We start from the raw sequence: 25,397 nt of genomic DNA, 5'->3' as shown, positions 1-25,397 counted from the left end.
GCACGGCGATCCGGCCTCACGCACCGGGCGCGTCCCGCTGCGGCTGCGCCGCCACCCCGTGCCCTGGGAGCGACAGCGACCCACCTGGCGCGACGCCTCCCCCGCGGTCATCGCCACCGCCCTGAAACGGGCACAGGCCCGCCCTTCGGGCAACTGGTACGTGGTGGGGGCGTCCGGGGACGTCCCCACGGACCGCCCGCTGGGGCGGACGGTCGCCGGGTGCGAGATCGTGCTCTGGCGCGGCGGCGACGGGGGCGTACGAGCCGGTACGGGGGCCTGCCCGCACCTGGGGGCGCCGCTGAAGGACAGCAAGGTGCGGTGCGGCACGCTGGTCTGCCACTGGCACGGGCTGGCCCTGGACGGGGCCCCGTTCGCCGGGTGGGAGCCCTTCCCCGTGCACGACGACGGTTTGCTGCTGTGGGTCCGGCTGGACAGGGCGGGCGGCGAGGAGTCGCTGGACCGGCCGGTGATCCCCCGGCGGCCGGAGCCGGCCGCCGCGGTGGCGGCCGTGTGCACGGTCGTGGGGCGGTGCGAGCCCGAGGACGTGATCGCCAACCGGCTCGACCCGTGGCACGGAGCCTGGTTCCACCCGTACTCCTTCGTCGACCTGACGGTCGTCGGCTCACCGGACGCGCCCGCGGACGGGCAGCGGGACGAGGGCGGCGACGACTCCTTCGTCGTCGACGTCTCCTTCAAAGTGGCGGGGCGCGCGGTGGTGCCGGTGCGAGCGGTCTTCACCGCGCCCGAGCCCCGTACCGTCGTCATGCACATCACCCGGGGCGAGGGCGCGGGGTCCGTCGTCGAGACGCACGCCACTCCCCTGGGCCCGGACGCCTCGGGGCGCCCGCGCACCGCGGTGGTGGAGGCGGTCGTCGCGGCCTCCGACCGCAGGGGGTTCGCCGTGGCGCGGGCCGCCGCGCCCGCCCTGCGCCCCCTGATGCGCGCGGCGGCGGGACGCCTGTGGCGCGACGACATCGCGTACGCGGAGCGCCGCTGGCTGCTGCGCAGCACCGGGCGCTTCCCGGGCTGATCCACCGGCCCCGGTGCCGTGCGCCCCGTCGTGGCGTACGGCACCGGGGCGGCCCCTCGGCTCAGGTTCCGGCGAGGCGGGCCAGGGCCCGCAGGCCCGGCACCCGGCCCCGGTCGGGCACCGTCCACAGGGTCTGTCCGCGCAGGCCCCACTGCTCCAGGAGCGCGTTCGCGGCGAGGAAGCCCGTCGTCGCGGCCCGCTCCATCAGCGCGACCGGCAGGGAGGTGCGTACCAGGTCTCCGGCAAGGACGACGGCCGGGTCGGGGGTACGGACGCCGGGCCGCTCCCGGTGGCCTCCCACTTCGAACAGGGGGCAGTCCGCCCGCCATTCGTGCCGTGCGTCGACCACCTTCGCGTCCCTGGTCTCGGGATACACCCGGTGGAGTTCGGCCAGCGCCCGGTCCTGGACCGTGGTGCGGTCGGCGGCCGGATCGACGGCGTAGGCGTGGAGCTCGACGACGGAGCCTTGGGTACGGGCGGCCCACCGGGCGGCCTCGCCCTCCCAGCGCTCCAGCACGCTGACGTTGTCCAGCGGGCCGAAGCCGCCGGTGCCGAGGAAGCCGGGCCGGTCGGCCGCCACCGGGCGGTCCAGCCAGAGCCGGGAGACCAGGAAGGGCGGGGCGGTGCGCAGCTTCGCCACGCGCTGCCGCCAGGCGGCGTCACCGAGCGACGGCGAGCCTTCCACCACCCTTTGCAGCCCTGCGGTGTCCAGGGCGAGGACGAGTCCGTCGTACGTCTCACCGCCCGCTGCGGTGCTGACGGTGACGCCGCCGCCGGGCGCGGGGGCAGCGGCGAGTACGGCGGTGCTGGTGCGCAGGTCTGCGCCGAGCCCGGCCAGGTACGCGCCGAGGGGCTCCCACAGGGCCGTGGGGAAGGGTTCGCGGGGGACGTCGAAGAGAAGCCCCTCACTGGAGCCCAGGAAGTAGATGTGGAACATCAGCACCAGTTCGGCGGCAGACAGGTGGCGCGGGTCCGCGAAGAAGCTGCGGGAGAAAACCTCGAAGGCGAGGTGTTCGGCAGCCGCGGGGAAGCGAATGCGGTCGAGGAAGTCCCGGGCGCTGACGTGGTCGAGGCGGTCGTACACCTCAGGAACGCGTACGTCGAGCAGGGGCAGGGCGGCACGGGCATCCATGCGGGCGAGGTCGCCCCAGCCGAAGGCGGGGCTGAGCGCGACGAAGCCGAGCGCGCTCCACGGCGGGGTGCGCGGCACCCGGGCGAAGCTGTCGTGCAGCCCGTTGCTGTGCCGGAGCGGGTAGTCGGGCAGGCCGGTGAGGGTGTCGAGCCGGGGGTCGACCCGGCGGAGCAGGCCGCGCAGGTTGTAGTACTGGCGGAAGAAGGCGTGGAAGCCGCGGCTCATGGTGGCGGTGGAACCGTCGGCGAGTTCGACGGGCCAGCCCGCGAGGCGCCCGCCGAGTGTGTGCTCCCGTTCATACAGGGTGACGCGTACGCCGCGTTCGGCGAGGGCGGTGGCTGCGGCGAGGCCCGCGATGCCGCCGCCGACGACCGCGACCGCGGGGCCCCGGCCCTGCGCGCGCGCCTGTCCGGCGGGTCCGGGTACGGTCACCGCACGGCGGTCGCGGCCCCGGCGGGCCGCGTACGGACGCGCCCTCATCGGACCGACTCCGCTCCGGAGTGGGCGAGGCGCGCACGGCCCACCGGGGCGGCCGCGAGCACGGTGTGGACGATGCCGGTCTGCCATCCGGGCATCGGCAGCACGCGCACGTAGGTGAAGCCCGCCCGGCGCACGCGTTCCGCGCACGCGTCGGCAGTGTCGAAGTCCACCACGCTGCGCAGCAGATGGCGGTAGAGGTCGCCGTCGCCGAGGGCCCGACCGGCGGGGAGCACGACGCCGCGGCAGACCGCGCTCCAGACCACACGGTCCAGGGGCCTGCCGCTGAGGGTGTACTCGTGCACCGCGAGCCGTCCGCCGGGGGCCAGCAGAGTGCGTACGGAGGTCAGCACGGCGTCGGGGTCACTGACGTTGCGCAGGAGGTAAGCGGCGAGCACCGCGTCGAACGGGCCGTCCACGCCCGCCTCGCGCAGTCCTTCGGCGGGGGCGTGGACGAAAGTGACGTTCGGCGGCCAGGGTTTGGCCTCGGCCTGGTCGAGCATGCCGCGCGACGCGTCCGCGGCGACGATCTCGGCCCGGGGGGCGACCCGCAGCAGTGCGGCGGTGGAGGCGCCGGTGCCGCAGCCGAGGTCGAGCAGGCGCAGCCCCGCGCCGCCGGCGGGCAGTCCGAGCCGGCGGGCGGATCGGCGCAGGTGGGCGTGGTAACCGGGGTTGGCCGCCGTCAGCCGGTCGTAGGTGCGGGCGGCGTGGTCGAACGCGGTGGACAGGGCGTCGTCGCGGAGCAGGCTCATGCGGTCCTTCCGGGGGGTGGGCGGTGCGGTTGTCGCTGCCGCGGTCGAGGGCGTCGGGTGCGGAACCTCGGCCTCGGTGGCGGGTCCCGCGACCGTGGGGTGCGGAACTTCGGCCACGGTGGCGGCTGCCGCGACCGTGGGGTGTGACGACTTCGCCGACGGCGCTGCGCCGGCTGGGGAGTACGGGACCGCCGAGGGCCCTGTGCGGCTCCCTGACGGGACGCGGCCGCGCCGGTCGTGGCCTGCCCGGTTGCCGGGGTCCGCCGAGCGCACCCGGAGCCGCTCACGACCGGGTGCCCGCGCGCCGGGGCAGCCAGGGCAGTTCCGCGGCCGTGCGCAGCATGGGCAGGACCGGGGTGCGCAGGCCGATCGCGAAGTCCTCGGACCACGAGGTGCGGCCGTCCAGGAAGCGCAGCATGCGCTCTGGGCCAACGTCCCGGAAGAGCCGGGTGAAGAACCGCCCACCGTCCACCCGCCCCGTGGCCAGCGCACGCAGCAGCACGCCGTCCATGGCCCGGGCGCGGGCCGGGTAGGCCGGGGGCGGCTGCGGCAGCCGTCCGCGCGCCAGGGCGTGCGCGACGGCCGCGCTCTGACGCTGCACGGCGGCGAAGGTGTAACCGGTGGACGGCCTGGTGGCACCGCCCGCGGTGCCGATGCGAAAGACCGAGGAGCCCGTACGGCGCGGAAAGCGGGCGTCCGTCATCGGAATGACGCCCTGTTCGACGCCCGTCACGTCGAACGCGCCGAGCCCCAGGACCCGGGAGGTGTAGTACCGCAGCGCCCGGTCGTAGCCGTCGTCGTCCAGCGGTCGCGCGGAGAACTCGGTGTACTCCACCAGTGCTTCCCGCGTCCCCAGGGGCAGCACGTATCCGAAGGACAGGCCGTGCGAAGGCTGCGGGGTCCGGAAGTCCATCAGGTCGGCGACGGCGGGGTCGAAGCACGCGTGGGCGGTACGGACGAACCATCCGCGGAAGTGCTGGAGGAGCAGGGTGCGGGCAGGGGGCAAGGCCCGCGGCGGGCGCGAGTCGAACACCCACCGGGCCCGCAGTCGCAGCGGCGCCCCCGCGGGGTCCCGGCCGCGGACGACGGCTCCCGGGCCCATGTCGGCGATGCCGTCCACGGTCGCCTCGACACGCCGCACCCGTGGGGCCGCGTCGAGACGTTCGTACACCATCCGCTCGAAGTCCGGGGAGCGGAGCATCTTGTAGCGGGAGGGCGCCAGCGGACAGTGCACCTCCTCGCCGGTGCGTCCGCGCAGGCGCAGCCGGTCCCAGGAGGCGGTGAGCACGTCGTCGTACGCACCGCCCGGTTCCTCCCAGAAGCACCAGGTGCGCTCGGGCGGCCGCAGCGGCCCCGGCGGGACGTCGACGAGCGTCACCTCAAGGCCGCGCCGGCCGCGGGCGGGCTCGCAGAGCCGGTGAGCGAGGGAGAGACCGGCCGCACCGGCGCCGATGACGGCGATCTCCGTGTCGTACGACGTCCGGGGGCCAGGGGTGCGCGGGTGCGAGGGGGACAAGGTGCGCCTCCGTTCTTTCCTCTCCCGCCGGGCGGGCGGGTCGTGCGCCGAGCAGGCGGGTCGCCCAGCATTCCGCGCGGAAGACACATTCGGATGCACCCGTGGCCGGGCGGGTGCACCAGGACATCAGGGACGGGCGGCGGACGGCCGTCGGCGGACGGCCGCGAACTGCGCCACCCGTGACTCCACCGCCGTGACGGCCTCCGCGAGCCCCTGCGGGCGCACGAGCCCCGAGGCGCTGGGCCAGCCGGGGCCCAGCGCGAGAACGGCCGGCTTCCGGCGTGCCCCCTGCGGGCCCCATTCCGCGCTCGCCACCCGCTCCGCGAGCTGACGGTCCGCCGTGCCGCGGGACTGCGCCCACAGGCCCACGACGACGGGCCCCGTACGGTCCACCGCCGCCAGCAGGCACTCGGCCGGCAACGCGGCACCGAACATGCGCACGGGAAGGGCGCGTTCGGTCAGGGAGGCCGCCAGTACCTCCAGCGGCAGCGTGTGGCTCTCGTCGGGCATACAGGCCAACAGGGTGGTGCCACCCGCGTGGCCCGGCGGGAGCGGTGGGCACGCCCGGCGCAGCGCACCGGAGACGTGCCAGGACAGGAAGTGCTCGACCTCGACGTACCGGTCCGGCTCACCCTCCCACTTACGGCCCGCCGCGTGCAGCGCCGGCATGATCACCTCTGTCCACGCCGTGACCAGGCCGAGGTCCCGTATGGCGGCCGTCAGCAGTTCGTCCAGGGTCCCGGCGTCGAGCCGCAGCGCCGCCCTGGCCACCCCCCGGCATTCCGCCCGGACCTTTCCGAGGGACAGGCCGCCGCCGACCCGGCTCGGTGCGACGTGGCCCGGGGGCGCGGGAGTCGGGTCCGGCCCGGCGGTCGGAACACTGTCGGAGGACGCCAGGCGGGCCGCCTCGGCGGGTGGCACGCCCGTCGCGGTCAGCGCGCACATCCGTTCCAGCCGGGCCATGTCCTGCGCGCTCCACCGGCGGTGGCTGCCCCGGGTGCGGGCCCCGGCGCCGATGCCGTACCTCCGGTCCCACGAGCGGATCGTGGTGGGCGACACCCCGAGACGTCGGGCGACCTCCCCGGTGGAGAAGGTCACTTCTTGCCGTGCGTCGGCCGCGGGCACAGTGGTGTTCACGGCCCGACCGTACGCCGTGGGGCGGGCGGGGCCGCGCACCGCGGTGACGGTCAGCGCCACAGGTCACCCCGCAGGACGCTTCTGCCGGAGTGCGCGGGGTCCCCGTTGTCGTCCTGGGCGGAGATGTCGACGAGGGGGTAGGCGGCGAGGTCGATTCCCTCCGGAGCGGGCAGCGTGGCTGTCCCGTCGAGGTGGAGCACTCCCAGGGCGACGAGCTTGCGGTGGGTGCGGTCCATCAGCCAGACCTCGTAGAAGCCGTCGATGGCGGGCAGGCCCGTGACGGCGAGCACGATGTGCCGGCCGTCCCCGGCCTCCTCGCGCGTCTCGACCGTGCCGCCGGCCGCGCGCGCCGGACCGAGGCCCACCATGCTGCGTCGGGTCCCCGAGACGGCCGGAGCCGGCGCGGAGGTCGGCCGGCCGTCGAGCACGACATGGGTCACCGCGCCGCCCAGGACCATGCCGACGCCCAGCGCCGCGGCCGCCAGCAGGACGGCCGGCCTGCGTCGGCCCGCAGGGGCCCCGGGCCCGCGCGGAGCCTCGGGGACGGTCGTGTCGGGCGGGTCCTGTTCGGCAAGGCCCGCGGAGATGGACTCCCAGAGGGACGCGGGGGGTTCGACGAGCAGGTCGTCGCTGGTGATGTCGCGTGCGGTCCGGATCGCCTCCCGCAACTGGTCGATTTCCTTGCGGCATGGGGCACAGGACCTGAGGTGGGCGCGCTGGGCGGGGGTGAGGAGGGCGGTTTCGGCCGGCCCGAGGGCGAACGCGGCCAGGTCGTCGGCGTCCAGGTGATGGGGCATCAGGGCCTCCGCGCGAGCGGGTGTGCACCGCACGAGCAGGGTTGTCCGGGGCGAGGAGGGAGGGGCGGCGCGGAGTTCAGCCGGGGTCGGGAACGGCCGTCACCACAAGGTTGCGCCGGTATCCCCCGCTCTCGGGACGGTAGGGGGGCGCGCACGTGATGAGGGTCAGCACCGGGGGTCCGCCCCGGGCGAAGGCGCTCGCCGGCAGGCGGTCGCGGTCGACGGTGACGCGTCGCACGATCCGGTAGGTGACCGGTGGCGCGCCGGCCCGCCGGACGACGGCGCGGTCCCCAAGGGCGACGTCGGCGAGCCGGGCGAACTCGCCGAGCCCGCCGGTGCGGGAGTCGACGTGCCCCATCAGGGTCGCGGATCCTCGCGGTGCGCCGGGTGCGGGGCCGTGGCGGTACCAGCCCGCGAACGCGGGGTTCGCGGGGACGTCCGCGCTGCCGTCCTTCCGTACTCCTACGGGCGTCACCGGCGCGTTCAGTCCGGCACGGGGGACGGTCACCGCCACCGGCGGCGGCACGGCGACGGCTTCGGCCGCCCGAACGGGACGGGCCGACGGGGCAGGACCCGCGGACGCGGGCGGGCCGAAGTCGGCGGCGGGAACCGGAAGCCGCGGTTCTTGCCCCGTGGCCGTGCAGGTGAGGACCGCGGTCCCGGACACGGCGAACACGGCGGCGGCCACCGTGTGCACGAGACGCGTCCGGGACCTGGGGCGGGAGGCGGGTTCAGGCACGGCCGCGTGCCGCGGAGCGCCGGACGGCCACCACTCCTGCCAGCCCCAGCAGGGCGGCCCCGGCGGCGAATCCCGGCCAGGTACGGGAGTCGTTGCCGGAGTCCGGTCCGAAGCCGGCGTGGACGCCGGAGGGTGCGGAGTGCAGGTCCTTCAGGGACTGGACCTTGAGCGCTAGGTTCTTGTCCGCAGCGCTTCCCCATGCGTAGACGACGGTGGAGGTGCCTTCCTCCAGCTTCAGGTCGGCCGGGCCGAGGGCCACCGTGTCGGTGCCCGCCAGGACCACGTCGGCCTTCAGGGTGCCCGGTGCGACGTCGGCCGACGCCTCCCGCGGGTTGGCGAGGTCCTTGAAGACGGGGGTGCCCGCCGCCCGCACGTCGACCGGCGGTGCGGCGGCGACATGACGGACGGTCAGACGGGCCTTGCCCGCCGGGACCTTCGCAGTGTCGTTGACGAAGGCGTCGAGCTGCGGCTTGCCGTCGGCGGACAGGTGGGCGACGACGGTCGCGTTCGCGCCGGCGGGCACGTCGATCTTCTTCTGTACGGCGGGTGTCCCCCGGGGACCTTCTCCGTCCCTGAAGACCTTCAGGTCATAGCTGCCCGCGGGCAGCGACTGGGGGGCGGAGAGGGTGCCGGGCCTGAAGTCGGGGAGCAGTTCGTCACCGTTCGCGAACACGTCGACGGTGAGCCCGGGGACGGCGTGCAGGACGGAGACGGTGGCCCGGTCGTTCTCGGCGGCAAGGGCGGGCGCAGTCATGAGGGCGAGGGCGCAGACGCTCGTCGAGACCACTGCGGCGGAAGTCCGGAGATTCATCATCGGAACCCTTCGGGGGGTCCGCTCAGGACGGGCGGACGGTACTGGTGGCTACCGCGTGCGGCGGGCGGCTGGATGCACCGGCACGGGCCCGCTTTCGAGAGTGCATCGGTTTGCCGTGGCGGCCACCTGACGGAAGTTCTTCCGGCCCACCCCGCTGAACTGGTGCGTTCCTTCCCAGACGGATATGACCGACTCTTCTCACGGGTCGCGGAATTCCGATGCCTAACCGATGCGACTTGGAGAGTGCATCGCTTTGCCGAAGGTTTGGAGCACGTCGTGAACCGACCACGTTCCGCGAGGAGTGCACCATGCCCGCAGCTCTGCCCACTCCGTACCGACAGCCGGCCACCGCGTGGTCCTCCCGGCCTCCCGGTCCCCCCGACAGCAACATCGCTGCGTCCGGTTCCGCCGAGCCCGGTCCCGGTCCCGGTCCCGGTGACTACGGCGCGCACGACGATCACGCCGCGGAAGCGGCGATCGCCGCCGGCCTCGCCCGGGGGGACGAGGCCGCACTGGCCGCCGCGTACCGGCGGTGGGGTTCGCTCGTGTATTCGCTGGCCCTGCGCGCGCTGCGCGATCCTCAGGACGCGGAGGACACCGCCCAGCAGGTGTTTCTCGCCGCCTGGCGCGGTCGCCACGGGTACGACCAGACCCGGGGCCCGCTGGGCGGGTGGCTGGTGGGGATCACCCGGCACGCGGTCGCCGACTGCCTCGCCGCTCGCGCCCGGCAGACGAGGCTCACCGGCCTGGCGACCGCCCAGCAGCAGGACGCCCTGCGTCACCCCCGGTCGAGCGAGAGCGACGACGCCCTGAACCGGGTGATGCTGCTGGAGACCCTGGGCCGACTGAGCCCGGTCCAGCGACGGCTGCTGGGGCTCGCGGTCTGGGGAGACCTGACGCAGACACAGATCGCCGAGGAGACGGGCCTCCCTCTGGGAACGGTGAAGAGCCACATCCGCCGCGCCCTGCACGCGCTGCGCCGCATCGTCGAGTCGCCTGCGCACCTGCCTGCGGAGTGAGGGCGACAACAGAGGAGTGCATCCGCACGGTGGGCGCCGTCCGTAGTGCCCGTGTTCCCGTAGTCCACTCCTACGAGGTGTCTCTTTCGTGTTTCCCCTTCGTGCGCGTGTCCTGACCCTCTGCACGGCCGCCGCCCTGACGGCCCTGGTGTCCGCCTCCCCCGCCTCCGCGTCGGGGACCGACGCACCGGAGCGGCTCGACATCGGCCGGTACGCCGGCGACTGGTACCAGGTCGCCGCGGTCCCCCAGCTCTTCGAGCTCCAGTGCAAGAAGAACGTACGGGCGCAGTACGCACCGACCGCCCGCGGCACCGTCTCCGTCCGCAACACCTGCACCACCTGGTGGGGTTCCACCAGCGCCATCGGTGGCGAGGCGAAGCCCCTGGATGCCCGCGCCACCGAGTTGAACGTGTCGTTCGTCCCGGCCGCCGGAGGCGGCTACCGTCACACCCGCGACGCCAACTACCGCATCGTGGGCCTCGCATCGGACTACTCCTGGGCCGCCGTCACGGACAGCGACCTGAAGTCCGGCTTCATCCTCTCGCGCACCCCTCGGCTGGACACCGCCGCACGGGACCGCGCGGCGGCCTCCCTCCAGGAGGCCGGGGTGAACCCCTGCACCCTGCTGATCACCCGTCAGGACGGCGGGGAATTGCGGCCGAAGCAGCTCTGCTGAACCCGCATGGCACCGAACGAGTCGTGCGCTCCCGCCACCGGCCCGGTGGCGGGACGGGCCGACGAGTACCCACTTGCCGGGCTTCAGTCGCTGCGGCCCCTCTCCTGTTCCAGCAGGATGCCGAGGTGTGCAGCCTGTCCGGGCCCCGCACCGCCTGGGTCATCCGGGCGGTGCGCTCGAACCGGTCGCGGTGGCGATGCAGGAGGCCGGTATCCGCCGGTGAACGGGCAGGGGCCATGACCCAGTCGTAGCCGTCGACGAAGCAGCGGGGGAGCCAGTCGGTGACGGCACCGGGCTCCCAGCCGCGCTACAAGGCGAAGTTGCCGGAATCGCCAGGCGGGGAATGTGGTGGGTCCAGCACGTCGTGCGGACCTGCTCCAATCATCGGAACAGGCAATCGGCCTCGGTCCCCTCCGGTGCGAGGTCGGTACACCACTCCGGCAGCGCCCCTGCCAGCAAGGCCAGCGCATCGGAGAAGTTCCTGGTTGAGGTCTCCCGCGCCGGCGCACCCCGTTTATGCAAAGGATCACGGCTACGGCGTCCTCATCGAGGCTGAGCGAGTCGATCTCCTGGCACGAAACCGGGTTTTCAGCGTTGCTTCGAGGGTGGGCAACAGGTGCGGGAGCTCGCACCGGACGACCGGCCAGGTTCCTGCCGCACGAAGGCGCACGACAGGACCGCACCTGACGGCGGTGCGGTCCTGAGATCGCCTTCCTCTACTTGCGGACGAGGACAGGACTCTGGCCTGATACGTCGACCCGGTACTCCGCGATCATGCGGGTGAGCTGCTCAGTGAGGTCTTCGCCGATGCCGTGCCCTGATGCGGCGGTGGCGGGCATGTCCGCTGGAGTGTCGGGGAGTTCAACCTCGGCGACGGACTGCTCGGGCTGGCCGAGCAGGGCCTGCCTGCCGGTGTCAGGTGCTGCCGGGATCCCGGCAGAGGTGATGGTGCCGTCCTTGTCGTACAGCACGAAAGCGCGCATTGTTTCCCCCCGGATCAGACGTTCTGGGCAACGAAGATGCCGTAGTTCGCCGTCGTCGAGCCGACGTTCCTGACGACGACGTTGATGGTGCGCACCCCCGAGGCGCTGACCCACTCACCGACGCGGGTGACTTCCAGGCGGCGCTCCGTGCCGGGCAGTGCCAGCGGGTGGGCGACGAACCAGCGGACCTGCCCGTAATTCTGGTCCGCCTGGGTCCAGGAGTGCTCCTGCCCAGGGGCGAGCCCGATGCCGGTGGCCCAGAGGCCGGTGTCCAGTTTCGCAATGGCCATGAGGTGCCTCTTCCCTTGCGACGCCGCGGACTTTCACGGCTTGGGGGCACCGTCCCGCCGACAGGGGTCACGGTCAACGCCCCCTACGTCATGCCGTACGCCGAACAACCGACGCGCGGACGCGCCTTGGGCGGAGTCCAACGCCGCCATGGGCTCCGCCACCCGGCTACCGGCCGGCCTCCCGTCCCCGGAGTTCAGCGGGTGACGGAGTAGCCGTCGCGATGGTCGTGTCCGTAGGTGGTGGTGGCGCTGACGATCTGACCGGCCAGACCGAGCAGCAGGATCAGCACGAGGAGGACCTTGGCGCCGGTGTCGAGGATCAATGGCCGCGTTCCGGACGGGGTCGTTCCCTCGGCAGGATGGGAGGAGGGAGCGGAAGCGGAGACGGGCAGAGCGGCCTCCCCGAACAGCCGCTTGGGGTAGGCCGGGGTGAGCAGGTACGCGTACGCGTTCAGCCGTAGGTTGTACCGGGCGACAGCCGCCGTCGCACCGTACAGCGGTGCGGGCTGCCGGCCCAGGACGAGAGTGACGAGCCAGAACATCCAGCTGACCGCGGCCCAGCCGCTCTGCAGGAGGCCGGCGATGATCGCCGCGGGGATCAGCAGGAAGAGCCGGAAGAGCACCGCGAGACGGTTGAGCGCAGTGGGCCGCACTTCGATCTGCACCGGGTAGCGGGGGGCTGCGAGTGAGAAGGGCGGGTAGCTGTCCACCAGGAGCGCGGCACTCGCGTGGACGCGCGTCGTGTAGGCGAGCACAGAACTCAGGAACTGGAAGATGCCCTCGGGCAGCCGCCCCGTGAACAGGGCCGCGAACCAGCCCACGATCGTGACGAAGAAGGCCGCGATGCCCAGCGCCCAGACCACGATGAACTGAGGGATCAGCAGCAGCCAGCGCAACAACACGGTCCAGCGCCGCTGGGGTGCGGGAGCAGGTACGTCCAGAACCGGCAGCCACTCGCCACCACTCCCGGGGACGGCTGCGGATGGGTGCCTGTGGTCTGTCGTCATGAGTACTCCCTCACGAGGTACGGCCGACACAGCCATGCTGCTCTCTTTCCCTACCGTCCGCACGGCCGGAGAACACCGGGGGAAGCCGCGGGAAGCGAGCGTCCAATGAGCGATGCGGTACTGGCGTCTGTTCCCCTACGGCGTGAGAAGGAGCTCCGCGTGGGGGATGCACGCAGCCTCGGGTTCAGCGTCAATCCGGCTAGGAATCGTCATGAACGAACTCTTGGCGACAAGCCGCCCGAACCAGGGTGGGTTGATGCTGAGATGCCCCATGGAACCGTCCAGGAACAGTACGCACTCCCGAAAGATCAGCGTGACGGAGGAACCGTTTCGCGCGCTGCTGGAGGCAGCACCCGACGCCATGGTGATCGTCGACGACGACGGCGTGATCCGGCTGATCAACGCCCAGACCGAGACACTCTTCGGCTACCCCCGGAGCGAACTCCTGGGCCGCCCGGTGGAGATCCTGGTCCCCCATCGGTTCCGCGACCAGCATCCGGGCCACCGGTTGGGCTACTCCGCGAACCAGCAGGTCCGCCCGATGGGCGCCAACCTGGAGCTGTACGGACTGCGCAAGGACGGGGCCGAGTTCCCCGTCGAGATCAGCCTCAGCCCCCTGCAGACGCCCGACGGACTGCTGATCTCCGCCGCCGTACGCGACGTCAGCGAACGCAAGGCCGCCGAAGCACGCTTCCGAGCCCTGCTGGAAGCCGCCCCGGACGCCATCGTCATCGTGGACGACTGCGGCACCATCCAACTCGTGAACGCCCAGACCGAAGCCCTGTTCGGCTACCGGCGCGAAGAACTCCTCGGGCACCAGGTGGAAATCCTGGTCCCGCAGCGCTTCCATCACCACCACCCCTCACACCGCCACGGCTACGTCGACAACCGCCGCGTCCGCCCCATGGGCGCCGGCCTGGACCTGTACGGGCTCCGCAAGGACGGGGCGGAGTTCCCCGTCGAGATCAGCCTCAGCCCCCTGGAGACCCCGGACGGCACCCTCGTGTCCGCCGCCATCCGCGACGTCAGCGAACGCAAGGCCGCCGAGGCCCAACTCGCCGAACTCTACGAACAGCAGCGCCACGTCGCCCTCACGCTGCAACGCAGCCTGATGGGCTCCCCCGCCCCACTGCCCGGCATGGACGCCTCCCACCGCTACTTCCCCGCCCGGCAGGGCCCCGGAGTGGGCGGGGACTGGTTCGACCTCATCGCGCTGGGCGGAGGGAGAGTGGGCGTCCTGATCGGCGACGTCATGGGCCGCGGGCTGGAGGCCGCCGCCGTGATGGGCCAGCTGCGCTCGGCCTCGCACGCACTGGCCAAGACCGGCATGCCGCCCTGGCAGCTCATGCGGGCCCTGGACGCGGTCGTCAGCGAACTCCCCGACCAGCTCGTCACCTGCTGCTACCTCATCCTGGACCCCGACGACAGCGCCCTGACGGTCTGCTCCGCCGGCCACCTGCCTGTACTGCTGGTGGACCCCACCGGCCAGGTACGCAGGCTCCCCGTGCCCGTCAGCGTACCGCTGGGTGTCGGCGAGGTTCCCCACCAGGAGACCCGGCTCACCGTCCCCCCGACCTCGGTCCTGGCCCTCTACACCGACGGCCTGGTGGAGACCCCCACCAGCGACATCGAGGAACAGATCGACGCCCTCGCCATCGCCCTGGAGAAGGCCACGGCCGACACACCCTGCCTGGAGGCTTCCGCCGACGCAGTCCTCGCCGCCCTGCTGCCCGACGCGCAGGACTACGCCGACGACGTCACCCTGCTGCTCGCCCGCATCCCCCCGGCACCCGTGACCGCCGTCTCCGCGCTCCTGCCCGCCCAGCCGGTCAGCGTGGGCGCCGGACGGCGCTTCCTGCGCCGCACCCTGGAGGACTGGGACTGCGGCAACCTCACCGACACCGCCTGCCTCCTGACCTCCGAACTGCTGACCAACTCCGTACGCCACGCCTGCGATCCGCTGCGCCTGCGGCTGCGCCGCACCAGAGACGAACTCCACATCGAGGTCTGTGACGGGAGCCCGGTGCTGCCGCACGCCAGAGCCGCAGCTCCAGACGAGGAGTCGGGCCGCGGACTGGCACTGCTCGACCAACTCGCCGCCACCTGGGGAACCCTGCCCACCCAGGAAGGCAAAGCCGTGTGGTTCTCCCTCCCCCTGCCGGGCCCCGCCCAACTCCAGGAGGAACCCGCAGCAGAGGTCCGTACAACGGACAGAAACGGATGGGCCTGATCGCTCCGGCGGCGTGGCATCGTTGGCCTCCCGCGCCTCCCCCATGCCCTCCCTCGCGGAGCAACTCCGAGGCCCGGCCGGTGCCGTCCGGCTCGCCGAGTGGACCAATCGGCCCAGTGCACCCGGACCAGTGAGCGACTCTGTCGGGAATCGTGAGGTTCCACGGTCACTTGCCTTGGCACCAACCAGAGGGGTCTGGGCAGCCCGCGGGCTTCGAGGTACTGCTGGAACGCTGTGGGTCGCCCGGGACGGTGGGTGGAAGTGGCGGGTTCTTGTTGGGCGAGGCGCTCCATGTTGACGGCGATGGCGGTCAGGACGTGCTGGACGTGAGTCCTGGCCAAGCCGCGGTAGCGGCAGCGCCGCGTCTGATGGTTGTTGACGAACTCGTTCACCGTTCCTTCGACGCCGGAGCGGGAGGCGTAGAGGCGCCGCCGCTGGTGGTCGTGCGGGTCAGCACGATGACTTGTCAGGAGTTCACGGAGGTGGCGCGGGAGGAAGTGCACAGTGCGTACGGAGCGACCGGGCACACATGAAAGGCGGTGATGACAGGGGTTGCACTGCGTGCCGTGGAAGCGGACGACCGTGCAGGGGGCCATGGACGGTGGTTCCAGCCAGGTCCGGCTGGTCTGACCTGCGGGGCAGGTGACCTGGCGTTGGTTGAAGTCGATGGTGAAGTCCTCGCGGGCGAAGCCCTTTTCGCGTCTGCTCCTTTGCAGGTTGCCCCGGTTCAGAGGCCCGGCTAGATCAACACGGTGGTCGCGGGCGGCAGCGTCGAGCAGGCGGACAAAGGTGTGGCCACCGTCGACCAGGTGCTGCGCGGGCAGCAGACGGCGACGCCGGAGCCGGGCGTGGATGCCGGGCAGGGCAGTGCTGTCCGCCGCGGACGCCACGGTAGCCACGTCCGTGATCACGTTGATGCTCGTCTCGTCGCAGGTCTCGTGACGTGGGTGAGGTATCCGGTCCAGCGCGTGTCGCCCCGAAGGACCCACCGGGCCTCGGTTTCGTAGGCGACTCGATTCAGATCCTGCCCGGTGCCGGCCCGTCCCGCTGTGTGCGCGGCCGAAACCGCCCGCGGGCATCGACGACGAAGTGCTGCACCATGATCTGCCGCAGCACTTCCAACATCGGTCCCAAGTCCCGGCGGGGGCGACACTCCTGGAAGCATCCGAGTAGGTCACGGGCATCCAGGCCGGTTCGGGTGAGCCGAGCAACGGGGTGACTGGGCTGGCTGCACATTGGCACCGGCCGCCCGTACCGTTCGCCCCACTCGGCCGTCACCAGGCGGTCCAGCACCTGGGGCACGTCGCGGGCCACTTCTTCCACGGCCGCCCGAACCGCCTCAGTGACCGGCTCCCGCCGAGTCAACTCCCATGCTGTGGCCAGGACATGTGCGGAGTCGGTGCGCTGCCGTCCGCGCTCCTTGACCAGCCCAGCCGTCCTCAAACGCTCCAGCATGAGATCCAGCAGGCCATCTGCCCGGTCCCCCTGGGCCAGCCGGTCACGGAAGTCGGACAGCACACCGTGGTGGAAGCCGGGATCGTCAAGTTCCAGGCCCAGGGCGTACTTGAAATCGATCCTGCACCGGACCGCCTCGGCCGCCTGTCAGTCGGACAGCCCGTGCAGGAACGCAGCACACAGACCGTGGCCAGCTGGGCCGGAGGCATGCCCGGCCGGCCATTCTGCGGATACCAGGCCACGAAATCCTCGTCCCGCCACAAGCCATCCAGCCGGTCCCGCACCCATATCGCTGTCGCCCCACCGGGATTGCCCGCCCGAGCCACCCGCGCAGTCAGGGCGGGATCTGGAGACAGGAGCACGGACGGATGGACATCGGGCACCTCACGTACGGCCGTCGACCTGATGAACCACCCCGAGCATGCCCGCCGATCGAGCCACCGCGCCTGAAGTCCTCAAGATTTCCGACAGAGTCGCTCATGGATTGATCGGCAACGGATTCGTCAGGGCTGGTCGCCTGCTGGCCACTGCTCCAGCCGGAACGCGAGGCCCTCGGCCGCCTCGCTGTCCAGCGGGAACGGGGTGCGGCTGATCACCGGACCGGCCACAATCGCAGCTCCGGTGACCGGCTCGAAGCCGTGCTCGGCCATGAGACGGCTCGCGACCGGATTGGGAGTTCCGGCGCCGACGGTGTGCCAGAGGGTCAGGTCTGTGCCGAGCCTGGTCATCGTGACGTTCTCGGACCGCAGCAGGTGGCTGATCTCCTGGAGCAGATCCATCCCGCGAAACTCCGTCGGTATGCGTGTGACGCGGCCGTTCTGGACGAACAGCAGGCCGTTGGCTGCCGTGCGGCCCGGTGCCGTCGGCCGGCCCGCCGGGTGCGGCTCCTGTCCGCTGTCGGCGTCCCCGTCCGAGGGCCTCGCCCTGACCATCAGTCCTGCGGTCAACGCCGCGACCAGCAGGGACCCGGCCTCCAGGTACAGGAGCGGCGGACCGCTTTCCACGTAGGTGAACCAGACTTCATGTCCGGCTCCGGCTCCGGCCAGCAGCGCGAAACTGAGTTTGGCGCCCACGAGCTGGCTCAGCGCGATGAGCCCGGCCCGTCCGCCGGAGTCGTGTGCGGCGATGCCGTCCATGACGGTCGAGTAGAGCACCGTGCCCGCGATGCCGATGCCCAGGCCGAGGCAGATCACGGTGGGGTAGGTGCCTGCGACGGATTCCCCCGTGGCCAGTTGGATGAGCGGACCGACCGCCGCAACGAGCAGACCCGACACCAGCAGGGGGCGCGGCCCGACGCGGGGCAGCAGCCTGGCGGCAATGAGCAAGGAGCCGACGAAGCACGAAGAGGGCAACAGCAGGAAGGTCACGACCGTGGGCACGTGTCCAACGTTGGCGTTCAGGAAGTCCTTGAGGTAGACGATCGCGGCCGACAGGGCCAAGCCGATCATGAACAGGCCGAGCACCGCGCCGAAACTGTCGCGGCCCTTGGTCGGGTAGCTCGGCAGGATCGCGCTCCGGACCTTCGACTGCCGCCGGGCGAAGGCCGCGATCAGGAGGATGCCGGCCACGAGAGACAGGGAGGGGAGGGGAGCTCCCCATCCGACGGCCACGGTCTCCGCGAGGCCGAAGACAAGGACAGCGACACCGAGCGTGCTCAACCATGCGCCGGGGGCGTCGAAACCGGCGGAGGTGCGTCGGCCGGACAGGTCGCGGACCAGGGTCACGGTACCGAGAAGGGCGATGAGAGCCAGCCCGACCGTGACGTACAGAGACACGCGCCAGTCGGCCAGCAAAGAGGTGAACGGCACCACCAGAGCGGAACCGCCGACGCCGATCACGGCATAGATCCCAATGGCCTTCCTGCGCGAACGCGTCCGGGTGAACTGGGCGGCGACCAGACCGAGGGAGGCCGGGATGATCAGCGCTGCGAACGCGCCCTTGAGGACCTGGCTCCAGACAAGTACGGCAGGCACGGGAGACGCTGCCGCCGCCGCAGTACTCAGCGCGAAACCGCTCAGGCCGATCAGCAGCACCGGTTTGCGGCCGAGGTGGTCCGCCAAGTGCCCGCCGACCAGCAGCAGCGCACCGAAGGCGAGAGCATTGCCGACGTACATCCACTGCGCGGAACGCAAGCCAAGTTCCACGTCAGCGCTGTACAGCATGCCGGGCAGTGTCGTCGACACGTCGAGCAGCACTGCCAGTTGCGCAAGGAGGCCCATGCCGAGGCCCCACCGGCGCCTGCTGTGAGGCCCCCCGTCATCGCCCGCCGGCCCCGAGGGTGCACGTACGGGTGCGGGTGCGGGGCGGGCGTCGGGCAGCGAGGTCGCCGGTGATCCGAATCCCGCCACGGGCCGGGCATTCACCCGGGCCGTCGGATCATGCGGAGCCGGCGCCGCAGCCGGCGGCAGGGGGTACGAGGTCGGCTGGGGCCGCGCGGCCGAGGAGTCCGCGTGGGCCCGGGGGTCCAGCCGTACGCCCCGCGGCTGCGGGGTGAAGTCCAGCACCTCCGCTGCCCGGCGCCCCAGTTGGGCGAGTACGGGCCCGGGCAGCCATTCCTCGGCCCGGTCCGTGGCCGTGGCCTCGATCACCTGTGCGGGCGTGGGCCGCATCGCCGGGTCCTTGTTCAGACACGCCCGCACGAGCGCGAGGAGCGCATCGGGTACGCCGGTGAGGTCCGCCTCCTCTTCGGCGATCCGGAACAGATGCGCGTTCAGTCCGGTGTCCGTGGCGCCGAAGAGAAGGCGTCCCGTGGCGGCGTAGACGAGCACCGCGCCCAGGCAGAAGACGTCACTGGCCGAGGTGAGTTCATGGCCCCGGACCTGCTCCGGAGACATGAAACCGGGGGAACCGATCAGCATGCCGGTACGGGTGAGCAGACTGTCCCCACCGATGCTGTCGAGGGCTCGGGCGATCCCGAAGTCGATGGCCCGGGGACCGTCGACGGTCACCAGCACATTCGACGGCTTCAGGTCGCGGTGGATCAGGCCCGCCTCGTGCACCGTCTGCAGGGCGAGGGCGAGACGGTTGGCCAGGGTCCGGACCGAGTGCTCGGGCAGCGGACCGAATTCCTTGCCGACCACCGTGGTCAGGTCGGGGCCGGGGATGTACTGGGTCGCGACCCAGGGCACGGCCGCCTCGGTGTCCGCGTCCAGCACCGCGGCCGTCCAGTTGCCGCCCACCCGCCTGGCCGCGGCGACCTCGCGAGTGAACCGCTTGCGGAATTCCGGGTGCTGAGCATGGTCGGCCTGCACCACCTTCACCGCAACCGTGCGGCCGAGATCGGACCGGCCCAGATAGACCAGGCCCATTCCGCCCTCGCCGAGGCGGGCTATCAGACGGTAGGGGCCGATGTGTATGGGGTCCTGCTCTGTCAGCTGTTCCACGATGAAGAGATCAGCCCTTCAGACTGAGGCTCAGCTGGTGGCCGAACCATCTGTTGACGGCGTCCACCAGCGGTCCAACCGGCGTCGAGCAGGCACTGCGGTCACGGCGGTTGACGAAGCTGCGGTACGGCACCCCGTCGTACGCGACCACGTTGCCGTCCGCATCCGGCACCGTCAGGCCCCCAGGAAGAGGAGCCTTGCGTCCTGCGGCTTCCTGCGTGCGCAGCCCTGCTTCGTCGGAAGCGTGTCGGCCCGGCCACCCGGGCCGCGGCTCGGCAGCGCGAACCGCTTCGGGCATGGGCGGCCGCCAGGTGCGGATGTGCGCGATCTCGTATGTGGCCATGCGGCAGTCCCCCGTCGAAGCTTGAGGGGATCAAAAATAGAACAACTCCCCTTAGCGCCGAACCGAGTTACCGAAAAGCGAACGAGCGACAGCTGCCAGCCCGCCCCCGCCCCCACCATCGGCAACACTCAGGGCTCGGCTCTTCGAGCAGACCCGGCAGCGCACGCTTGAGGCAGCAGTCAGCAGGTGTCGGAGGTGCGCGCTACAGTCGGTTCATCCGACTGGGGAGGGCTCATGAGGACCGAGTGGAGCTTGACGATCGACTGCGCGTACCCGGGGAAGCTGGCCGCGTTCTGGGCGCTGGCGTTGGGCTACCAGGAGAAGCCCGCGCCCGCAGGGTTCGGGAGCTGGGAGGAGTGGTTCTCGCATCATGAGGTTCCGGAAGACGAGTGGGATGACGGGGCGTACCTTTCAGATCCGGACGGAGTGGGCCCCACCTTGTCCTTCCTGAAGGTCCCGGAGCCGAAGGTGGCGAAGAACCGGCTGCATATCGACGTGCGAGTTGGTGGCGGCCGTGAAACCCCGTGGGAGGTGCGCTGGCCCCGCGTGGTCGAGGCGGTGGAGCGGTTGACCGCTGCGGGCGCGACCGTGGTCCGCGAGGACGAGTTGCAGGGCAGGCCGGATCACGTGGTGATGGCAGACCCGGAAGGTAACGAGTTTTGCCTGGTTTGACGGGGTCGGTCAGACTGGCTTTGTAGCTGATGTGGGGCTCTGGTCCACTTCTTGTGGTGCGGTCACACGCTGTTCTCTCTCGGGTCGTCTGCTGGGATGATCGCCTCAAGCTTCAAGCTGGGGGTGTGCCTGTCATGAGCCAGTGGTCGCCGGAGGTTCTGGAGGCTTCTGGATGGACGGCGGGCAGCCGGGTCGACACGACCGGCTGGCGGTCCAGGTTCGAAGCGGTCGGGATCGTCATGCATGACGCTGCCGAGCAGTTTCTCCAGGAGTTCGGAGGGCTGACCGTGAACATCGGCGGCCCGGGAATCAACCGCGCCCGGGAACCATTCGAGCTGGACCCGGAGCTGGTTTGGGGAGAGGATGACCGGTTCTCCGAGTGGAGCGACTCCTTGGGGAGACGTCTCTTCCCGCTCGGCGAGCTCGATCACGGCAGGTTCTTTCTCGGTATCGATGAGGACAGTGAGATCCTCCTTGTCGAGACCTGGGTCGCCAGCTTCGGGTCCATGCCGCACGCCCTCGAAGCTCTGATCCTCGGCGTGATGCCCCGCAGGATCGATGACGATCACAGACAGTCGGATCAGGCCCGCTGACATGGTCATTTGGCGAGCAGGACGCGCTTGCGGAGGAACTCGAATCCTGCACGACCGAACATCTGGCGCTTGGTGCACCGAGGGTATGGCCTTGCGGGCCCACGCGCGGCAGGCCGCGTGGCACCTCTTACGCTCCGTCATCTGCGTTGCACCTCGATAAGGCCGTAGCCTCGTCTCCTCTGAACGGCCCCGGCGGTCGCCGTTCCCCTGCCGCCCGCCCGCCCGGGCGGCTACCGTGGGGGCATGGCCCGGGAAATCCGCATTGAGATCAGCGACGAGGCGTACGAGCAGCTTGAGCGTGCCGCCGCACGCAAACGCGTCCCCGCAGAGGCGTACGCCGGCCAGGTCCTGGACGCCGATCTTGCCCGGGAACGCTTCCATGAGGGCGCCCGTCTCTTCCTGGCCGAGCACGCGGAAGGCCTCGCGGAGCGCTTCGGCCGCCCCTCTGCCCGCAACGCCGACGCCGCCTGACACCCGGTGAGCATGTTCCTGCAGATCGACGTGCCCTGGCTGCTGCGCATCGCCCATGCGGAGCTCCCGGGCGATCCCGAAGTCGTCGACTGGGGTCCACTGGAGGCCGCCCGGTCCAGGCACTGCTACCAAGTGATGGACACCCCGGTGTACGACCAGCCGCACCACCGTGCTGCCGCACTGCTCCAGACCTTGATCCGGCTGCCCGCCCTGGAACACTCCAACGAGATCTTCGCGGCCGCGGTGGCCGCTGCGTATCTGCACGCCTCAGGGCTTCGGGTGTCCGTGAGCACGAAGGAAGTCGGCGACCTCCTGGAACAGGTGGCGGCCGGACAACTCGACTTCCGCCAGACCGCGGCAGTGATGCTGGAATGGACCCTCTGATCGACGGCTGGCACGCCGTCGAGCGGGTCCCGCATACGTGCCCGCAGGGGCCACGGGGCCACGGGCGTCATATCACGCGCGGATGTACGGTCCCGAGACCGTGACACGTCGCACCAGTGGAACGTGGCCACTGGCGGATCACTTCACAGGGTGCGCGTCCAGCCACCGGGAGAGGGTGTGCGCAGATCCGAGAACATCCGGCCGGTTGGTGAACTTGTCCGACCCGGCTTTCATCCCTCGTTCCATGGTGTCGATCAGCGCGTACGCCTCCGACCAGAACGCGGGCCCCGTCCCCTGATGACCGTTCATGGCCGTGCGGAGCTCGCGTGCGGGCTTCATAACCGCGGTCATCTTGTCCCAGCACTCCCCCACAGCCTTGGGACACCCGTCCGTCGAGTCGAACTGCGTCACCGCATCCTGATACGCCGTCGTTGCCGCGGCCAGGTCTACGACCTTCTGCTGCGTCGTCGGCTTCGGATCTGCCTCGGCCGGTGTCCCGCTGCACCCGCTCACCGTCACGACGGCAGCGGCCCCCAGCAACACGCCGGCGAACCCCTGTCCCCACTGATGCTTCCCCATAACGGGCGATCATGCCACGCACCGGTCCTGGGTGTTCTACCTGCCCGGATGGAAAGTTGAGCGCTCTTCGCGACGCAGGGCGGCATCGCACCCGCGCTTGAACACCTCCTCTGAAGTGAGTAGTCCTATCGCAGGGCCCGCACATGTCACTTCTGGGGCGCTGGAACTCCCGTCGGTGCCTTCGGGGGCCACACGCTCGCCGCCACCGGCCAGAGCAGGCTGTAAATGAGCACCTTGCTCAGCGGGTTGAGCCAGATCAACAGGGGCGCGCCTCGGTCCAGCCCGCCCACCAACAGCACCAGGCCGAACAGCAGCCCGGCACTGATCGCGTATGCCAGCAGGAAGGTCAGCCAGGACCTCCAGGCGTCGACGACCGCCGCACGCCCGTAGAGCCGGGGCCGCTCCGGCAGGGCCGCACCCTGGTACCGGTGCGCGAACTTTGCGTCCGCCCAGCGCACGGTGCGGTGTCCGTACACGATGGTCAGCCCGAGGTACGCGGCGGACAGCCCGTGCCAGATTGTGGGTTCGGCACCCGCCCGGACGCTGAGCACGGTCGTCACGAGCAAAACGACGTCGATCAGCGGCACGCACAGCAGCAGCGCCGCGCCGAGCGCACGCTGCCCCAGGGCGTAGCGTGCGGCAAGCCCGGCCCCGAGCAGCACCCAGAAGAGCACGTCGCAGGCGATGATGACGTAGAGGATAGCTCCGCCCTTTCCTTGCCTGACCTCTTCTTGCGGTTCTCAATTATTGAACCGTGGGCACCCGGGCCGGGCTCTCCGCCCGGAGGGTGGTCGTCTGCGGGACGGGTCATCCTTTCGATGTACCGCCCAACGCGGTGCGTCCGTCTTCCACATCAACGCTCCCATCGGCATCATCGCCCTGGTCTACAGCGCCATCGTCATGCCCCAGAGCAAGAACACGGCAGCTGCGCAAGAGAAGTTCGACCTGCCCGGCGTCATGCTCTTGGCCGTCGGCCTGCTCGCCATGGTGTTCGGTGTCGTCAAGGGCGAGACGTGGGGATGGACGTCGGGCGGCACCCTGGGGGCCATCGGGGCCGAGGTCGCGGTGCTGCTGCTGTTCGGCTGGTACGAGACGCGGGTGGCACACCCGCTCCTCCCGATGCCTGTTCCGTGACCCGGCCCTGTCCATCGGCACCGTGATCACCGCGCTGAGCTTCTTCATCCTGCTCGGCATGGTCTTCTTCGTCATGCTCTGCCTGCAGAGCGTCCGTGGATTCACCCCGGTCCAAGCGGGCGTGCGACCCCTGCCCCTCAGCCTCGCCTCCGTCGTCACCTCTCCCCTGGGCGCCGTGCTCACCCAGAAGTACAGCCCGCGCCTGACCATGCCGCTCGGCATGGTTCTGCAGGCCGCCGCCTGCTTCGCGATGCTCGGCTGGAGCGCCGACTCCTCGCACTCCGCCCTGTGGCCGCCCTTCATCACACTCGCCCTTCATCGCACTCGGCCTGGGCGTCGGCATGGTCATGGCCTCCTCCTCCGACGCCAGCGTCGGCAATGCCCCGGTCGAGGACGGCGGCGTCGCAGGCGGCCTGCAAGCCACATCCCTGCAGATCGGCGGTGCACTGGGTACCTCCGTGCTGATGTCGCTCATCAGCAGCCGCGTCGGCTCAACACTCACCGGCGAACTCACCTCGGCCGACGTGCCCGCCGCCGCGGCCCAGGGATTCGGCGAGGCCCAGGACACTGTCACCATGGGCGTGGCCCCTGTTTCGGCTCAGATGCCCGATCAGCTGAAGGACGCGGTCGTCGAGGGAAGCCACCAGGCGTTCATGAACGGCGTGCACACCGCGGCACTGATTTCCGCCGTGCTGGCCGTCTTCGGCGCGCTCCTTGCGGTCGCCGGTGTCCGGCGCGCCCCTGAAGCAGCCCGTCACTAAGGGCGGACGGGCCTGCCCGGCCGAGTCGAACCGTGGGGACGGCGTCATCACGGCTTGACTCGGCCGGGCCTTTGCCTTGTCGACAGACGTCTTTCAGGCGTGCCCGACTTCTTCTTCGCCCAACGTGGCACCTACCTCCGCCGCCTTCTGGCGCAGCCAGATGTGTGCCGCATCCTGGTCGTGCAGCGGGTGCCACCACATCGTCTCCCGTACTGGGACAGCCTCGAACGGGCACGGCAGCATGCGCACCGCGGCGAACTGGGTGATGCGCTGGGCGAGCCGCTCTTGGATCATCGCGATGCGGCGGGTTCCCTCGACCATGCGCGGAAGCAGCTGGAACGACTGCACAGAGACTTCAACGCGCGGGCTGATACCGAGCATGCTCAGCTGCCGGGTGGCGGGGGCGTCGTACGGGCGCTGGTAGACGACCCAGGGGAGATGCGCCAAGTCCTCAAGGGAAAGGGCGTCACCGAGGTCGGCATGGTCGTCGGCGACGATGCAGACCCATCGGTCCTCGTAGAGGTTGATCGTGGGAAAGCCCTCGATGATGCCGTGCGGCATGAGCAGCCCATCGACGGTGGACAGCATGGTCGCAGGATTTTCGACCATCGCAGGTGAAGTCTGCTGGAAGGTCAGCCGGATGCCCGGGGCCTCCTGATGCAGCCGGCGTGAGAGCTCCGCTCCGAAGATGAACGCCCCGTAGTCGGATGTGAGCAGCGTGAACTCCCGGTTCGCCGCTGCCGGGTCGAAGTCGGCCTGGGCAGAGAAGAGTCGGTCCAGCAGGTCGCACGCGGACGCGCTGCGCTCCCTCAAGGCCAGGCCCAGCGGCGTGAGCTCGTACGCGCCACGACTGCGCATCAGCAGGTCGTCGTCGAAGTGCCGTCGCAACCGGCTCAGGGCCGCGCTCATCGCGGGCTGGCTGAGCCCGATGCGTTCTCCCGCCCTGGTGACGTTGCGCTCTTCCAACAGTGCGCGCAGGGCAATGACCAGATTCAGGTCGAGGCGGGGCGGGTTCATCACATA

At 70.9% G+C, this 25,397-nt stretch carries 24 protein-coding genes and 2 pseudogenes; 9 read left to right on the top strand and 17 right to left on the bottom strand.

All coding sequences use genetic code 11. The annotated features are described in order from the left end of the window. The first annotated feature begins 37 nt into the window (after positions 1 to 37). Positions 38 to 1,030, top strand: coding sequence for a Rieske (2Fe-2S) protein (locus tag IE269_RS39115; RefSeq protein WP_189828117.1), 993 nt, complete (start codon positions 38 to 40; stop codon positions 1,028 to 1,030). Between the two features lie 61 nt (positions 1,031 to 1,091). Here IE269_RS39115 and IE269_RS39110 read toward each other — a convergent pair whose 3' ends face one another. From IE269_RS39110 to IE269_RS39080, 7 genes are all read right to left on the bottom strand, one after another. Beyond that, the gene (locus IE269_RS39110) at positions 1,092 to 2,642 is read right to left on the bottom strand and encodes an FAD-dependent oxidoreductase (RefSeq protein WP_189828095.1); all 1,551 of its coding nucleotides are present in this window, start codon (positions 2,640 to 2,642) and stop codon (positions 1,092 to 1,094) included. Beyond that, entirely contained in the window at positions 2,639 to 3,391 is a 753-nt protein-coding gene (locus IE269_RS39105; protein ID WP_189828094.1) for a class I SAM-dependent methyltransferase, read from the bottom strand. The genes IE269_RS39110 and IE269_RS39105 overlap by 4 nt, the downstream gene beginning before the upstream one ends. A gap of 283 nt (positions 3,392 to 3,674) precedes the next feature. Beyond that, positions 3,675 to 4,907, bottom strand: a complete 1,233-nt coding sequence (locus IE269_RS39100; RefSeq protein WP_189828093.1) for a lycopene cyclase family protein — start codon at positions 4,905 to 4,907, stop codon at positions 3,675 to 3,677. Between the two features lie 126 nt (positions 4,908 to 5,033). Then, a complete protein-coding gene (locus tag IE269_RS39095; RefSeq protein WP_189828092.1) occupies positions 5,034 to 6,044 on the bottom strand; it encodes a MerR family transcriptional regulator in 1,011 nt (336 codons plus the stop codon). A gap of 50 nt (positions 6,045 to 6,094) precedes the next feature. Next, positions 6,095 to 6,841, bottom strand: coding sequence for an anti-sigma factor (locus IE269_RS39090; protein WP_189828091.1), 747 nt, complete (start codon positions 6,839 to 6,841; stop codon positions 6,095 to 6,097). A gap of 76 nt (positions 6,842 to 6,917) precedes the next feature. Beyond that, entirely contained in the window at positions 6,918 to 7,538 is a 621-nt protein-coding gene (locus tag IE269_RS39085) for a class F sortase (protein ID WP_229898570.1), read from the bottom strand. 34 nt (positions 7,539 to 7,572) lie between these two features. Beyond that, the gene (locus IE269_RS39080; RefSeq protein ID WP_189828090.1) at positions 7,573 to 8,394 is read right to left on the bottom strand and encodes a DUF4397 domain-containing protein; all 822 of its coding nucleotides are present in this window, start codon (positions 8,392 to 8,394) and stop codon (positions 7,573 to 7,575) included. A 308-nt stretch (positions 8,395 to 8,702) separates the two neighbouring features. Between IE269_RS39080 and IE269_RS39075 the strand changes: the two genes are divergently transcribed. Further along, on the top strand, positions 8,703 to 9,413 hold the full coding sequence (locus IE269_RS39075; RefSeq protein WP_229898568.1) for an RNA polymerase sigma factor: 711 nt from the start codon (positions 8,703 to 8,705) through the stop codon (positions 9,411 to 9,413). Positions 9,414 to 9,501: 88 nt separating this feature from the next. After that, the gene (locus tag IE269_RS39070; protein ID WP_189828089.1) at positions 9,502 to 10,089 is read left to right on the top strand and encodes a lipocalin family protein; all 588 of its coding nucleotides are present in this window, start codon (positions 9,502 to 9,504) and stop codon (positions 10,087 to 10,089) included. Between the two features lie 716 nt (positions 10,090 to 10,805). Here the strand turns inward: IE269_RS39070 and IE269_RS39065 are convergent. The 3 genes from IE269_RS39065 to IE269_RS39055 all read right to left on the bottom strand — a co-directional run bounded on the left by IE269_RS39065 (position 10,806) and on the right by IE269_RS39055 (position 12,369). After that, positions 10,806 to 11,072 carry a hypothetical protein gene (locus IE269_RS39065; RefSeq protein ID WP_189828088.1) on the bottom strand — a complete coding sequence of 89 codons (267 nt, stop codon included), beginning with the start codon at positions 11,070 to 11,072 and terminating at the stop codon, positions 10,806 to 10,808. Positions 11,073 to 11,086: 14 nt separating this feature from the next. Beyond that, a complete protein-coding gene (locus tag IE269_RS39060; RefSeq protein ID WP_189828087.1) occupies positions 11,087 to 11,362 on the bottom strand; it encodes a hypothetical protein in 276 nt (91 codons plus the stop codon). Between the two features lie 194 nt (positions 11,363 to 11,556). Continuing rightward, on the bottom strand, positions 11,557 to 12,369 hold the full coding sequence (locus tag IE269_RS39055) for a DUF4389 domain-containing protein (RefSeq protein ID WP_189828086.1): 813 nt from the start codon (positions 12,367 to 12,369) through the stop codon (positions 11,557 to 11,559). 271 nt (positions 12,370 to 12,640) lie between these two features. On the opposite strand from IE269_RS39055, the gene IE269_RS39050 reads away from it, so the two are divergent. Beyond that, positions 12,641 to 14,599, top strand: a complete 1,959-nt coding sequence (locus IE269_RS39050; RefSeq protein WP_189828085.1) for a PAS domain S-box protein — start codon at positions 12,641 to 12,643, stop codon at positions 14,597 to 14,599. A 338-nt stretch (positions 14,600 to 14,937) separates the two neighbouring features. Here the strand turns inward: IE269_RS39050 and IE269_RS43510 are convergent. From IE269_RS43510 to IE269_RS39035, 4 genes and pseudogenes are all read right to left on the bottom strand, one after another. Continuing rightward, a pseudogene (locus IE269_RS43510) lies at positions 14,938 to 15,195 on the bottom strand (transposase); the annotation flags it as partial. Positions 15,196 to 15,616: 421 nt separating this feature from the next. Further along, entirely contained in the window at positions 15,617 to 16,117 is a 501-nt protein-coding gene (locus tag IE269_RS43505; RefSeq protein ID WP_229898566.1) for a hypothetical protein, read from the bottom strand. Between the two features lie 440 nt (positions 16,118 to 16,557). Beyond that, positions 16,558 to 19,437 (bottom strand): bifunctional serine/threonine protein kinase/MFS transporter, encoded by a 2,880-nt coding sequence (locus IE269_RS39040; protein ID WP_189828084.1) that lies wholly within the window; start codon positions 19,435 to 19,437, stop codon positions 16,558 to 16,560. Between the two features lie 10 nt (positions 19,438 to 19,447). Further along, on the bottom strand, positions 19,448 to 19,780 hold the full coding sequence (locus IE269_RS39035; protein ID WP_189828083.1) for a hypothetical protein: 333 nt from the start codon (positions 19,778 to 19,780) through the stop codon (positions 19,448 to 19,450). 234 nt (positions 19,781 to 20,014) lie between these two features. Here IE269_RS39035 and IE269_RS39030 point away from each other — a divergent pair, with 234 nt between their 5' ends. From IE269_RS39030 to IE269_RS39015, 4 genes are all read left to right on the top strand, one after another. Next, on the top strand, positions 20,015 to 20,452 hold the full coding sequence (locus IE269_RS39030; protein WP_189828082.1) for a VOC family protein: 438 nt from the start codon (positions 20,015 to 20,017) through the stop codon (positions 20,450 to 20,452). Between the two features lie 134 nt (positions 20,453 to 20,586). Continuing rightward, entirely contained in the window at positions 20,587 to 21,045 is a 459-nt protein-coding gene (locus tag IE269_RS39025) for an SUKH-3 domain-containing protein (RefSeq protein ID WP_189828081.1), read from the top strand. Positions 21,046 to 21,288: 243 nt separating this feature from the next. Then, positions 21,289 to 21,516, top strand: a complete 228-nt coding sequence (locus IE269_RS39020) for a hypothetical protein (protein ID WP_189828080.1) — start codon at positions 21,289 to 21,291, stop codon at positions 21,514 to 21,516. A 12-nt stretch (positions 21,517 to 21,528) separates the two neighbouring features. Beyond that, positions 21,529 to 21,900 (top strand): fic family toxin-antitoxin system, toxin component, encoded by a 372-nt coding sequence (locus tag IE269_RS39015; RefSeq protein WP_189828079.1) that lies wholly within the window; start codon positions 21,529 to 21,531, stop codon positions 21,898 to 21,900. Positions 21,901 to 22,038: 138 nt separating this feature from the next. On the opposite strand, the gene IE269_RS39010 is transcribed toward IE269_RS39015, so the two are convergent. After that, a complete protein-coding gene (locus tag IE269_RS39010; protein WP_189828078.1) occupies positions 22,039 to 22,479 on the bottom strand; it encodes a hypothetical protein in 441 nt (146 codons plus the stop codon). Between the two features lie 146 nt (positions 22,480 to 22,625). Then, on the bottom strand, positions 22,626 to 23,153 hold the full coding sequence (locus IE269_RS39005) for a hypothetical protein (RefSeq protein ID WP_189828077.1): 528 nt from the start codon (positions 23,151 to 23,153) through the stop codon (positions 22,626 to 22,628). A gap of 166 nt (positions 23,154 to 23,319) precedes the next feature. Here IE269_RS39005 and IE269_RS39000 point away from each other — a divergent pair. Further along, positions 23,320 to 24,374: pseudogene (locus tag IE269_RS39000) on the top strand (MFS transporter); the annotation flags it as partial. Between the two features lie 93 nt (positions 24,375 to 24,467). On the opposite strand, the gene IE269_RS38995 reads toward IE269_RS39000, so the two are convergent. Next, positions 24,468 to 25,391, bottom strand: a complete 924-nt coding sequence (locus tag IE269_RS38995; RefSeq protein WP_189828076.1) for a LysR family transcriptional regulator — start codon at positions 25,389 to 25,391, stop codon at positions 24,468 to 24,470. Positions 25,392 to 25,397 lie beyond the last annotated feature (6 nt).

It is taken from the genome of Streptomyces spiroverticillatus (assembly GCA_014650415.1).
Classification (GTDB): Bacteria; Actinomycetota; Actinomycetes; order Streptomycetales; family Streptomycetaceae; genus Streptomyces; species Streptomyces spiroverticillatus.
The sequence above is the reverse complement of the archived record's forward strand: the minus strand, read 5'-3'. Positions and strand labels throughout refer to the sequence as shown.